Source organism: Rhodoferax sp., from assembly GCF_012927445.1.
Classification (GTDB): domain Bacteria; phylum Pseudomonadota; class Gammaproteobacteria; order Burkholderiales; family Burkholderiaceae_C; genus Rhodoferax.
In genome coordinates, this window is sequence record NZ_JABBPD010000007.1 from 269,324 (window position 1) to 281,652 (window position 12,329).

At 62.5% G+C, this 12,329-nt stretch carries 14 protein-coding genes; 6 read left to right on the forward strand and 8 right to left on the reverse strand.

Annotated elements, in window-relative coordinates; all coding sequences use genetic code 11:
- Window positions 1-13: 13 nt before the first annotated feature.
- Window positions 14-520: a CinA family protein gene (locus tag HHJ17_RS13005; RefSeq protein WP_296498067.1), complete on the reverse strand. Its 507-nt coding sequence runs from the start codon at window positions 518-520 to the stop codon at window positions 14-16.
- A complete protein-coding gene (locus HHJ17_RS13010) occupies window positions 517-1,098 on the reverse strand; it encodes a phosphatidylglycerophosphatase A (protein ID WP_296498066.1) in 582 nt (193 codons plus the stop codon). The genes HHJ17_RS13005 and HHJ17_RS13010 overlap by 4 nt, the downstream gene beginning before the upstream one ends.
- 245 nt (window positions 1,099-1,343) lie before the next feature.
- Between HHJ17_RS13010 and HHJ17_RS13015 the strand changes: the two genes are divergently transcribed.
- Entirely contained in the window at window positions 1,344-3,464 is a 2,121-nt protein-coding gene (locus HHJ17_RS13015) for a TonB-dependent siderophore receptor (protein WP_296506077.1), read from the forward strand.
- Between the two features lie 8 nt (window positions 3,465-3,472).
- On the forward strand, window positions 3,473-4,126 hold the full coding sequence (locus HHJ17_RS13020) for a PepSY-associated TM helix domain-containing protein (protein ID WP_296497527.1): 654 nt from the start codon (window positions 3,473-3,475) through the stop codon (window positions 4,124-4,126).
- A 28-nt stretch (window positions 4,127-4,154) separates the two neighbouring features.
- Here HHJ17_RS13020 and HHJ17_RS13025 read toward each other — a convergent pair whose 3' ends face one another.
- Window positions 4,155-5,129 carry an SRPBCC domain-containing protein gene (locus tag HHJ17_RS13025; protein WP_296497529.1) on the reverse strand — a complete coding sequence of 325 codons (975 nt, stop codon included), beginning with the start codon at window positions 5,127-5,129 and terminating at the stop codon, window positions 4,155-4,157.
- A gap of 43 nt (window positions 5,130-5,172) precedes the next feature.
- Entirely contained in the window at window positions 5,173-5,346 is a 174-nt protein-coding gene (locus HHJ17_RS13030) for a hypothetical protein (RefSeq protein WP_296506079.1), read from the reverse strand.
- A 72-nt stretch (window positions 5,347-5,418) separates the two neighbouring features.
- Here HHJ17_RS13030 and HHJ17_RS13035 point away from each other — a divergent pair, with 72 nt between their 5' ends.
- On the forward strand, window positions 5,419-6,147 hold the full coding sequence (locus HHJ17_RS13035) for a glutathione S-transferase (protein WP_296497532.1): 729 nt from the start codon (window positions 5,419-5,421) through the stop codon (window positions 6,145-6,147).
- A gap of 31 nt (window positions 6,148-6,178) precedes the next feature.
- On the opposite strand, the gene thiL is transcribed toward HHJ17_RS13035, so the two are convergent.
- The 3 genes from thiL to apaG are packed head-to-tail and all read right to left on the reverse strand — an operon-like array spanning window position 6,179 to window position 9,595.
- Window positions 6,179-7,177, reverse strand: a complete 999-nt coding sequence (gene thiL, locus HHJ17_RS13040; protein WP_296497535.1) for a thiamine-phosphate kinase — start codon at window positions 7,175-7,177, stop codon at window positions 6,179-6,181.
- Window positions 7,170-9,203, reverse strand: a complete 2,034-nt coding sequence (locus tag HHJ17_RS13045; RefSeq protein WP_296497539.1) for a site-specific recombinase — start codon at window positions 9,201-9,203, stop codon at window positions 7,170-7,172. The genes thiL and HHJ17_RS13045 overlap by 8 nt, the downstream gene beginning before the upstream one ends.
- Complete coding sequence (gene apaG / locus HHJ17_RS13050; RefSeq protein WP_296497541.1) at window positions 9,203-9,595, reverse strand: Co2+/Mg2+ efflux protein ApaG; 393 nt, start codon at window positions 9,593-9,595, stop codon at window positions 9,203-9,205. The genes HHJ17_RS13045 and apaG overlap by 1 nt, the downstream gene beginning before the upstream one ends.
- A gap of 68 nt (window positions 9,596-9,663) precedes the next feature.
- Here apaG and rpe point away from each other — a divergent pair, with 68 nt between their 5' ends.
- From rpe to HHJ17_RS13065, 3 genes are all read left to right on the forward strand, one after another.
- Complete coding sequence (gene rpe / locus HHJ17_RS13055; protein WP_296497756.1) at window positions 9,664-10,344, forward strand: ribulose-phosphate 3-epimerase; 681 nt, start codon at window positions 9,664-9,666, stop codon at window positions 10,342-10,344.
- A gap of 197 nt (window positions 10,345-10,541) precedes the next feature.
- The gene (locus HHJ17_RS13060) at window positions 10,542-10,763 is read left to right on the forward strand and encodes a YdcH family protein (RefSeq protein WP_296497543.1); all 222 of its coding nucleotides are present in this window, start codon (window positions 10,542-10,544) and stop codon (window positions 10,761-10,763) included.
- 147 nt (window positions 10,764-10,910) lie between these two features.
- Window positions 10,911-11,405 carry a hypothetical protein gene (locus HHJ17_RS13065; protein WP_296497546.1) on the forward strand — a complete coding sequence of 165 codons (495 nt, stop codon included), beginning with the start codon at window positions 10,911-10,913 and terminating at the stop codon, window positions 11,403-11,405.
- Between the two features lie 69 nt (window positions 11,406-11,474).
- Here the strand turns inward: HHJ17_RS13065 and HHJ17_RS13070 are convergent, their stop codons facing one another.
- Entirely contained in the window at window positions 11,475-12,281 is an 807-nt protein-coding gene (locus tag HHJ17_RS13070) for a carbon-nitrogen hydrolase family protein (RefSeq protein WP_296497548.1), read from the reverse strand.
- Window positions 12,282-12,329 lie beyond the last annotated feature (48 nt).

Consider the following 12,329-nt stretch of genomic DNA (forward strand, 5'->3'; position numbering starts at 1 on the left):
AGCGCTCCCGGAGTTAGTTGGCCAGCAGTTCCACCAGCCGCATCAAGGCGTGCTGCACGGTGGCGGCCCGCACTTGCGCGCGGTCGCCGGCAAAGTGACATTTCTCGGTCACGACCTGGCCCGGCACGGCAAAGCCGAACCAGACGGTGCCGACCGGCTTGGCCGGGCTGCCGCCGGTGGGGCCGGCCACCCCGGTGACGGCCACCGCCACTTGGGCATGCGAATGCGCCAATGCGCCCTGCACCATGGCCCGCGCCACGCCTTCACAAACGGCGCCGGCGCGTTGTAGCAAGCGTTCTTCGACGCCGAGCAGCTCGGTTTTGGCCTCGTTGGAATAGGTGACGAAGCCGCGCTCAAACCAGTTGCTGGAGCCGGCCAGATCGGTGCAGGCAGCAGAAATCAGGCCACCGGTGCAGCTTTCGGCGGTGACCAGTTTCAGTCCTTTTTTTAACAGTAAATCGGCCATGAGCCCGCACAACTGCTGCGTCGATAGCTCTTGTTTGAATAGCAAATTCGTCATTGAAAAAATCTCCAGCCGGCGATCACCAGCAGGGCGCACGCGGCCGCCACCACGTCGTCCAGCATGATGCCAAAGCCGGCTTTGCGCCAGGCGGCGGGGTCGGTGGTCGTATTGACGTCGTGAAACAACGCATCGGCCCAGCCGACCGGCCCGGGTTTGACCGCGTCAAAGAAGCGAAACAGGGCGAACGCCAGCAGCTGAGCCCACCAGCCGGCCGGCGCAATCAGCCAGAGCACCAGCCAGAAGGCGGCGATCTCGTCCCACACCACGCTGCTGGGGTCGAGCACCCGCATGTTTCTGGCGGTGACGGTGCTGGCCCACCAGCCCAGCGGCAGCGACAGGGCAATCAGCACGGCCCAGCGCGTGTCATTCATCCACGGTTGCAGCGCCACAAATGCCAGCCAGGCCCACAAGGTGCCAGCGGTGCCGGGCGCCAGCGGGCTCAGGCCGGAACCAAAACCCAGGGCAATGAAGTGCGCCGGGTGCGACAGCATGAAGCGGGCGCTGGGGCGCACCGGGGCCAAGGGCGCGGACCTGGCCGTTGCCGGATTTTCAGAAAGGGACTCGTTCTCAGACATGGCGCGATTATCACGGAGGGGGCCGGACCTGCCGCCGGGCGCGCTTTCAGCAACGCAGGGTGTTGCAATATTTCCTCTACAATGAGAACTGTTCGCATTTGCGTTGCGCTTTCCGATCGTTGATGGTAACCATGACGTCGGCCCGGTCGCACCGCGCAACGCCTGCTTTTCGCTTCCTCCGTTAGCCAGCCATGTGTCTTTTTTGACCGCCTAGCCAGCCACTAATTTTTTCAACAGTGAGCATCATGGCCGTCAAAAAGATCCAACTAGCGCTGCTGGTCGCGCTGGCAATTCAACAGTTTTCCAACCCTGCCTCGGCCCAAACCGCAGCACCCGAACCCGCCACCGCCGACGCCACCTTGCCCGAGGTGAAGGTCAAAAGCAGCCGGAACCTGGCGCCCACCTACAACCCGCCGACCGCAGTCAGCGCCACCAAGATCGAGGCGCCGCTGCGCGACATTCCGCAGACGGTGAACGTGGTGCCGCAAAGCCTGTTGCGCGATCAGGGCGTGCGCTCGATGCAGGAGGTGCTGAAAGCCGTGCCTGGCATCGGCATAGCACTCGGCGATGGCCAGCGCGATGAAGTGACGATCCGCGGTTTCACCGCGATTGCCGACCAGTTCATCGACGGCTTGCGCGACGACGCGCTGTATTTCCGCGATCTGTCCAATATCGAGCAGGTTGAAGTGATCAAAGGCCCGGCATCGGTGCTGTACGGCCGCGGCTCGTCCGGCGGTCTGATCAATCGCATCAGCAAAAAACCCGGCATCAACAAGAACGAAGTCAGTACCCAGGTCGGCAGTTGGGGCCAGCGCCGCGGCGAGTTCGATTTGGCGCGCGACGACAAGGACAGCGGCGTAGCCTTTCGTGTCACCGGTGCGCTGGAGCGCGCCGACAGTTATCGCGACCAGCAGTTCCTCAAGCGCGAAGCCTTGGCGCCCTCCCTGTCCGTCAAGCTCGACCCGGACACCCAGCTGTTGATTCAAGGCGAATCCCTGTCCGACCGCCGCGTGACCGACTTCGGCGTTCCTGCCTACCACGGCCTGCCGGTCGATGTCCCCGCCAGCACCTATTACGGTGCGGCGAAAGCCAAGGATTTTGACTACTCCCAGGCGCGCGTTAACGCCTTCGGCTTCACCCTGGATCACCGCTTCGACAGCGAATGGTCGGTGCGCAATGCCTTCCGCCACTACGACTATTCGCTCGACCGCAATAACACGCTGGTCAGTGCGGTCGTTGAAACGACACAGCGGGCAACCCTGACGCGCAGCAATGTGAAACGTCAGGAAGACGGTTACACCAACCAGACCGAACTGACCCAGAAAACCACGCTGGCCGGCATGCCGCATCAGTTGCTGTATGGGGTCGAGATCGGCCAGCAGAACAAGGACCAGTTCCGCACCTCGGCGGTGGTTGGTACGGTCTCGCTGTTCAACCCCGAACCGCTGGTCGTGCCTTTCACGGTCGCACCGGTCAACCTCAACAACCTCGGCATTTTTACGGTCGCCAGCGCCTATGCGCAGGATCTGGTCACACTGTCCGAGCGCTGGAAGGCCCTGGTGGGCGTGCGCTTTGACAAGTTCGGCCAAGAGACACAAGAGCGGCTCGCCGGCAAGCCCAGTCTGGAGCGCACCGACCGCGCCTGGAGTCCGCGTGCCGGTCTGGTCTACCAGCCGAGCCAGCAACAGTCTTATTACGCCTCCTACAGCAAGTCGTTCCAGCCGTCTGGCGAAAACTTCGCGTTGGCGGCGAACAATGCGCAACTGGAGCCGGAACAAACCACGAACCATGAAGTCGGCGCCAAGTTCGACTTTCTCGACGGCCGCGCCGCCGCCACCGTGTCCCTATTTCAGGCCGAGCGCACCAACATCAAGGCCGCCGACCCGGCCACCAATCTGCTGATTCCGATTGGCACCCAAACCACCAACGGCCTGGAACTGACCTTCAACGGCGATTTGGCGCAGGGCTGGCAAGTCTGGTCGGGTTATTCCTACCTCGATGCGCGCGTCACCTCATCGATCGCGAAGGACGATGGCCAGTTCATCCAGGGCAAGCGCGCCGCGCTGACGCCGGCGCACAGCGCCAATCTGTGGTTCACCAAGGCACTGGGACACGGTTTTGGCGCCGGCGCCGGCGTGAACTATGTCGGCGACCGCTTTGCCAATCCGGGCAATACCGTCACCTTGCCGAGCTATGTCACCGCCGACCTGATGGCCTATTACCGGATGGCCGGCCTCGACCTGCAAGTGAACCTGATGAATATCTTCAACCGCGACTACATCGTGGCCGGACACGGCGCCAGCAAATACCTGAACCTGCCGGGTGCGCCGCGCTCGCTGCAGGTCACGGCGCGTTACAACTTCTAAAGCCAGCCTTGTCCCACACGCTGAACACCCCAAAGCGCAGCCGCAGCCGGCGTGCCGTTTACCTGGGCTGGTTGCGCAAAACGCATCTGTACGTCGGCTTGTGGGGCGCGGTGCTGGGCTTGCTGTTTGGCGTCACCGGCATCCTGCTCAATCACCGCTCGATCCTGGAAATTCCGGTGGCAAAAACCGTCAGGACCAGCGCGCAACTGCCCTTGCCGACGCAAGCGCTGGCCTCGCCGCAACAGCTGTCGGCCTGGCTGCAACAGGAATTGAAATTCACGGCGCAGCAGGTGACGCAGACCAAGTCCGAGCCCGCCAAGCAAATCGTCTGGGCCGATCGCAGCCTGATGCAGCCGGAGCGCTGGAGCATCAGCCTGCACAGTCCGCAACGCGGCGTGGTGGCCGAATATTTTGTCGGCAATCGCTTCGTCAAGCTGGAGCAGGTGGATGCGACACCGATCGGCACCTTGACGCGGCTGCACATGTCGGTCGGCGTCAGCGCCTTCTGGGTGCTGCTGTCGGACAGCATCGCCGGCAGCCTGATTCTGCTGTCGATCACCGGCTTGTTATTGTGGACGCAACTGCACACCGTGCGCACCGTCGCGGTGATGACCAGCGTCGGCGCCCTGCTGGCCGGGCTCTGGTTTCTCTGGTCGGCTTAGCGCGCATGCGCCGCACCTGAGCGGGTTTTCAGGCCTTGGCCAGGAAGTCCTGCAAGAGGTCCAGCGACTGGTTGCCCTCCCCGATGGCGCCCATGTCCCGCGCCACTTGATCGCGCTGGGCGGCCGTGGCAAAGAGCATGAACAGGGTGAGATAGGTCTTGCCGCCGTGTTCGGCAAAGCTCACGGTGCTGCGGAAATGGAGAGCGCCCGCCGGGACATCCACGCTGTGCTCGTACACCAGCCGCTCCGGGGCGACGACCGCCGCGTACGCCACTTGGTTCGGGTAAGCGACGCCGTCCGGGCCCTGCAGGGTGAAGCGCCAAACACCGCCTTCGCGCGCCTCCATGGATGCGGTGTCGGTGCGCAAGCCGCGCGGCCCCCACCACTGCACCACCTGCGCCGGGTCGGTCCAGGCGGCAAAGACGCGTTCCCTGGGTGCATCAATGATGCGGCTGACCAGAAGGTGCCGATCAGCGGCGCCTGATTCACTGATCACCAGCGTATCGAGCCGCTCCAGGCTTTGCGACCAGCCCTCCAGCATGCCCATCTTCAGCATGGCATCTCGGATCGCGGCGGACTCAAAACGGGTACGGATACTCAACTGGGTGGCTTCGCCCAAGTTGCCGAAGCTGGCGGTCTGAACCATGACGCCGGCCGGGTTGTCGTCGCCTGGCGCCCGGTTGGCGCGCACCAAGTCGTGCCATGCCGGCGGGTGCTCAGTGGCATCCAGGGTCATCACCAGCCGCTCAATTGGCATCACTTCGCGGAACTCGCCGGTGATGGGGTAGTCCACGCCGTCGGCACTGCGCATCACCACGCGGTAGGCGCCGCCCACGCGCACCTCCGCCTCGCACTGCGGGATGTCAAAGCCGTGCGGCCCCCACCAGCGCCTCAGGTGCTGCACCTCGGTCCAGGCTTGCCACACCAGCGCGCGCGGCGCGTGCAGCAGGCGGGAGATGAAGAATTCGTCGGCCGCAACGGGCCGCAAGGTACTGGTATACATGATCAAGCCTGCTGCACAGGTCGGGACAAAGTGGTAAAACTCATCAGTCTTCTCCTTGACGGGAAGGGTTGACCGTCAACCTTCCACCGATGCGGCGCCATGGCGCAATTTTTCTAATTAGAGTGACTAAGAAGCAAGTTTTCAAGTTGAATTTTTCCGGGCGCCAGGCCGGTCTGGCGCACATCTGGGTTTCTTTCATACCGAAGGAGCGTTCCATGAAAATGCCATCAACGGGGTTGCAAACGGCGCTGTCGCGCCGAGCGCCTGTTTTAAATTGGCCCGCTCAGCCATGAGCTACCAGCTTCACTACTGGCCCAGCATCCAGGGCCGCGGCGAATTTATCCGACTAGCGCTGGAAGCCGCGGGCGCGCCGTATGTGGATGTCGCGCGCGGCGACGCCGCCAGCGGGCAGGGCCTGCCCGCCTTGTTCCATTACCTGCAAGACGAGTCCGTTGCCCGCCCACCGTTTGCCTGCCCGGTGCTGGTGCACGGCCAACAGGTGATCGGGCAGACCGCCGCCATCCTGCTGTACCTGGGGCCGCGTCTCAAGCTGGTCGGCGCCAGCGTTGCCGACCGGCTGTGGACGCATCAGATCCAGCTCACGATCGTCGACGCGCTGAACGAGGCGCACAACACGCACCACCCGGTGGGCGCGGGCCTGTATTACGACGACCAGAAGGCGGAGGCGGCCCGGGCCGCGACAGAATTTCGGACCGAACGCATTCCCAAATATCTTGGCTGGCTGGAGACCGTGCTGGCGCGCAACCCCAAAGGCGACCAGCATCTGGTGGGCGCGCGCCTGAGCTATGCCGACCTGTCGCTGTTCCAGCTGGTGGCGGGCCTGCGCTATGCGTTTCCCCAGGCGACGCAGCGCGTCTTGCAGACGACGCCGCGGGCGTTGGCACTGCACGAGCGCGTGGCACAGCAGCCCCGCGTGGCCGCTTACCTGCGCAGCGACCGTCGCATCCCCTTCAACGAGGACGGCATCTTCCGCCACTACCCGGAGCTTGATAGCTGACGCGGTGCCGCTCGTCGGTTGCGCCGCCGCTTCAGGCGAAGTGGTCGAATGAGCTGTAGGTGTTGGGCACGTATTGACCATCGCCGTCCACCAGGCGCAAGCCGTGCTCCAGGCCGATGTGGCCGATGCGGGTGACCGGGGTCTGACTGATGTCGGCGGCGGCGGCGACCAGCGTGCGGGCGGCGGCGGGGGCGGTGAACAGCAACTCGTAATCGTCACCGCCGGCCAGCGCCCAGCCGAGCCATTGCTCTGCCTTTATTTCAGTATTAAACTGACCTCTAGCCCCCGTGCATTCTGCGTAACTAGCTATTAAATTAATAGCAACTTCGGTGTCCACGGTGGCCCCGACGCCGGACTGCTTCAGGATATGGCCCAAATCGCCCAACAGGCCGTCGCTGACATCAATCGCTGCCGTGGCAATGCCGCGCAACGCCAGACCCAGCGCCACCCGCGGGGTCGGTTGTTCCAGCCGCAAGCGGGCGGCGTCAAACACCGGCGCCGGCAGCGACACCGTGCCGCGGAACACTTCCAGCGCCAGCCGCGCGTCGCCCACGGTGCCGCTGACATACAGGTCGTCGCCCACTTGGGCGCCGGAGCGCAGCAGCGCCTGCGAGCGCCCTTTCACCACCGGCACTTCGCCAAACACGGTGATGCAGATGTTGAGCGGCCCCTGCGTGGTGTCGCCGCCAATCAGTTCGCAGCCATGCGCATCGGCCAGGGCCAGCAAGCCTTGTGAGAACGGCGCCAGCCAGGAATCAATGGCGCGCGGCAGGGCGAGCGCCAGGGTAAAGGCCAGCGGCCGGGCACCACAGGCGGCCAGGTCGCTCAGGTTCACCGCCAGCGCTTTGTGCCCAAGCTTGAACGGGTCGGTGGTGGACAGGAAATGGCGGCCTTCCACCAGCATGTCGCAGGAGATCGCCAGTTGCGTACCGGGGCTGGGCTGCAACAGCGCGCAGTCGTCGCCCACGCCCAACACCGCGCGGTTGACCGGGCGTTTGAAATAGCGCTCGATCAGGTCAAATTCACCCACCAGCGGCTTCCTGTTGCAGGGCGCTCTTGACCGGCCAGAAGAAGCTCAAGGGTTTGCTGCGCCAGCGCGCCCAGATGGCCGAGCGGATACGGACGCGGTCCACGCCGCTGACGTTGTGCGCCCGCAAGGCGAGCTGAAATGCCATGTAAAAACTGACCCCCACATTGAGCATGGCGGTCAGCGGTATCGCTGCCACGCACCACCAGAAAATCGGCAGTCTGAGCGCGTCCAGGCCAAGGCTCGCGCCGGCGGCGGCCAACTGGCCGGCCGACAGCGTCACGTGGCGCACCTCCAGCCCGAGGCCAAAAAACCCGGCAAAGGCCGGCACCAGGCCCAGCATAAAACCCAGCGAAATATTCGATGCCAGGCCCGAGATGTTGTCGCGCATGAAACGCGCCCAACGCCCGGCACGTTCAACCCCCAGCACGGCGGTGATGCTCGGGTTGTAACGCATGGCCGAATCCAGCCGGTGCAGCACAAACCAGTTTTCCGACCAGCCGGCGATGATGCTGGAGACAAACAACAGCACCCCGGTGAAGGCCGCGAATAGCAGGCTGGGGCCGAATAAGCTGAGGCTGTGCAGGACGTGTTCGGCTTCGGCAGCATGAAGCACGGGTTTGCCAAGGATCTGCGCGAGGGCAAGGCTGATCAGCAGCACGCAAGGCGCCACCAGGGCCAGATTGCCAACCACGGCCGCCACTTGCGAGCGCACCAGATGGGTCACTTCAACGACGAAGGCATCCACCGCCCCCGGCGCACCCAGCTCTTTGAGTTTGGCCGCCATCGCCGGTGCCGTCATGGCTGGCTGCTTGGTGGCCACGGTCCAGTGCAGCAACTGGATGATCACAAAGCTCAGCGCGTAGTTCGTACCGGCAAAAAAACCGCTCCAGAAGGCGGACAGACCGAGCGATAGCACCGCGAATTTCATCAGGGTGGTGACCGACATCACGGCGCCGCCACCGGCCGCGTGGCGCAGCATGTCACGGTATTGGGCCAGGGTCCGGGTGATGTAGTGCTCGCCGGTCTCGGAACTGCGTTCGGCGACTTTGGCCGCCAGCATGGAGGAGTTCGATGCAATCAGCGCCCGCACGCTGCGCCGCTCCTGGCCGACGGTCACCAGCTGCGCCAGCAGTCGGGCGGTGCTGCTGGCCGGGTTGCTGGACAGCAGACAGTCCAGCAGGGAGCGAATGCGCAGCACCCGTTCGCGCAACTGGCGCAACTGGAACACCAGGTTGACTGATATGCCATGGGCGTCCAGATGGGTGTAGACCGAGGCGGCCGCACTGCGGCAGGCCTCCAGCCGTTCGCGCAATTGTTGCTGGGCGGCCCGACGTTCGTCGCAGTCTTCGGCGGGCGATGCCAGGTAGGCGTCGCGCAGCACGTCCAAGTCGCGATCCAGGGCATGAAACGGACTGGCCTGGCGGGCCGGCGCACTCATGCGCAGGCGCAACTCAGGCGAGAAGCCGGTGGCACGGACTTGGCTGGTGCAAAAGATGAGGGCTTCCAGCACCGTTTCCTGCCAGTGCGAGATGGCGGGACGGGCCTGCTGCGGCTGGGCGGACAACGGCGGTTGCAGCAGGGTGGCGAGGCGGGCCAGGGTCGGTTCATCCAGGGCCGCCAGCCACTGGGCATCAAATTTATGACACAGCACCAGCGAAAACAGCGCCGAGGCGTCCGTTGTTTCGGGGGTGCCGGGCAACAGTTTTTGGTACAGGCGCTCGGCCAATTCGCTGACAAAGGCGCTGCGCGAAGAAAAGCCATAGTCGGCCAGCAGGGTGGAGCCGTCAATGATGTCCACCAAGGTCTGCCACCAGGTCTGCAGGCGGGCTTGCAGCTCGGGACGGGCTTGCACCGCGTCCAGCAGCAGCTGGATCCGGGCCAGCGAGGCCGGCACCGAGCGGCAATCGCCGCGCAACCATTCAAACAGCGCAATCAGCCACAGGTGGCGCTGCACCAGTTCGGCCTGCGGGTTCAGGGCGTCCAGCAGCTCGGGTAGATCGTGCCTCGACTTCATGCGGTAGGTCATCAATGCAGGGTGCGGCTACCGCCGTTGGCGCTCAAGGCGTCCAGCACAAACATGGGCACGTCGGCGTCAAACTTTTCACCATCTTCGGCGACGCAAAAGAAGCTGCCGTGCATGGTGCCGGTGGGCGTGCGCAAGCGGGTGCCGCTGGTGTATTCAAAGGCCTGGCCCGGTTTGAGCAGCGGCTGTTGCCCCACCACGCCCAGCCCCTTGACCTTTTCGGTGTGGCCGTTGGCGTCGTTCACGTTCCAGGTGCGCGAAATCAGCTGCGCGGGCACCTGGCCGATATTGGTGATGGTGACGGTGTATGAAAACACATACAGTCCCTGTTCCGGGGCCGATTGCTCGGCCAGATATTGGGGGGCGACTTCAACGCGAAATTGGTACTTGGACATGCCGCAATGCTACCTGCGAAAATACCGGGCATCCCTTTCCCGCCTTTTATCCCCGACTTTTAAAGTTTATCGCCATGACCTTTCGCATCGCTCCTTCCCTGCTCTCCGCCGACTTTGCCCGCTTGGGTGAAGAGGTCAAAAATGTCATTGCCGCCGGCAGCGACTGGATCCACTTTGACGTGATGGACAACCATTACGTCCCCAACCTGACCTTCGGTCCGATGATTTGCAGCGCCCTCAAGCCGCACGCCCTTACCGCCGCCGGCGTCGCCGTGCCGATCGACGTGCACCTGATGGTGCAGCCAGTCGACGCGCTGGCACTGGCCTTTGCCGATGCCGGTGCCGACCTCATCAGCTTCCACCCCGATGCCTCGGGCCACGTGCACCGCAGCATCCAGGTCATCAAAGCCAAGGGCTGCCAGGTTGGGCTGGCGTTCAACCCGGCCGAACCGCTGGACGTGCTGGATTGGGTGATTGACGACATCGACATGGTGCTGATCATGAGTGTCAACCCCGGTTTTGGCGGCCAGAGCTTCATTGACTCCGCCTTGCGCAAGATTGAAGACGTGCGCCGCCGTATCACGGCCAGCGGCAAAGACATCCGGCTGGAAGTCGATGGCGGCATCAAGGTCGACAATATCCGCCGCGTGGCCGACGCCGGCGCCGACACCTTCGTCGCCGGCAGCGCGATTTTTGGCAAACCGAATTACAAGGCGGTGGTCGACGCCATGCGCGCCGCGCTGTTGTGATCGTGCGGGCTGCGCGGCGGCCCACCATCCACTACACCTTGTCGTGGTCTACCGTCCGTTAATCGGAATCAGTGGACCACATCTCAGCGTTTGCGGGCACGAGAACGTGCGTCAGATCAGCAGAACCAGCGGCATTAACATGTAGCCTGACCCGCGAAAAGTAAACGTCCGATCCCCCGTTCATTTAAGGAGCTGCCATGTTTCCCGAATACCGCGACTTGATTACGCAACTGAAGACGACAGATCACCATTTCACCCGCCTGTTTGACAAGCACAACGCGGTGGACCAGAAAATCAAAAATATAGAGTCCCGCATTGAAGCGGGGACCCACGAAGAAATTGAAAAACTGAAGAAAGAAAAACTGCAGCTTAAAGACGAGATTTACACCCTTATCAAGAAAGCCAGCGAGAAAGTCTGAGTCGAATATTTTTATCGCCAGCCGTTCAACATCAAAACGGCATGCGGTGAATTAGCGGTGCCACGCCCTCGTCAGCCCTGTCTGTTGACATTGAAGTGGCACCCTATTTTGTAAATGCTATTTTTTAAAATTAGAAGAGGCTACGGTATGAATTCAAAAACCATGAAGCACAGCGCAAGCATTTGGGATGGCGATGTTGGAACATCCCGTTGTATCGATGTTGTGCACTGGGAGGGTGATATCACGCCAGAGCAGCTTGCCAATGTTGCGAACCAGATCACGAAGGACTGGCAGACCATCGATATGCAGCTTGACCCTGCGCACCCCATGCATGGAAACGTCTACCACCTGCGCAAAGTGACGGATGACGAGTACGAGGAAGCCGAATATACAAAGCGCAAGGCCGCTTTTGAGGAAAAGTATGCGGGACAGCGTGTGTGGGTGCACGGCTTTCACTACAACGAGGACGAGGCGACGGGCACCTATCAGCCGTTCTACTACGATGTCATGTTCAGCACCTTGTTCGTCACCATTGATGACATTGAAGCCCTGTGTGACAAGCATTACGGCGAAGGCGTGTGGGACGAATACAGCCTCTACCTGGATGACAAGCTGCCCAAGCCGCTGGCGATTGCCTTCTGACCAGCGTCGCGCCGCCAACGCCCTAGTCGCGCTGGCGTGTGCCGCCGTGCGCTAGCGACCATTGGCGAATCACAAGACGGTATGAGCGAGTGCCGGTAGCCGGGTTCTGGCCGCCCGAAGGGTTTCTTTTTGCACCTCGGCCAGGATGACCGCCGGCCCTTCTTGATGATGCGCCAGGATGTGCCCCCACGGGTCAACCAGCATGCTGTGACCCCAAGTGCGTCTTTGATTTTCATGCACGCCACCTTGCGCGGAGGCGACCACGTAGGCGAGATTCTCTATGGCACGCGCGCGCAGCAAAATTTCCCAGTGCGCCTGACCCGTGGTGTAGGTGAAAGCGCTGGGAACCAGCAACACATCGGCCGCTAACTGCCGGTACAGTTCGGGAAAGCGCAGGTCATAGCAAATGCTCAAGCCGATGCGGTAGGTGTGGCCGTCCAGGGACGCCAGATCAAAGGTCACCGGTTGCGTTCCGGCTTCCAGCACCCGTGACTCGTCATAGCTTTCTGTCCCGTGCTCAAAGCGGAAGAGATGAATTTTGTCGTAGCGCGCCACACATTGGCCCGTCGGATCAAAGACCAGGGTGCTGTTTCGCACGCGTTTGACCTCACTCGTCGCGATGGGCAGCGTACCGCCCACGATCCACAGTCCCGCTTCACGCGCCGCCTGACTCAAAAAGTCTTGCATCAGTCCCGCGCCCGCGGTTTCCTGAATCTTGAGCTTGTCGGTGTCGTGCAAACCCATCAGGCAAAAGTACTCGGGCAATACCGCCAGTTCAGCGCCTTGCGCGGCGGCCTGGGCCAGCAATAGCCCGGCCGCGTCCAGGTTGCGCTGCAAGTCGGTTCCCGAGACCATCTGGATGGCGGCTATTTTCATGAGACATTGTCCTTGTCATAGATGATTCGCTTGTCGATAAAACCTTGT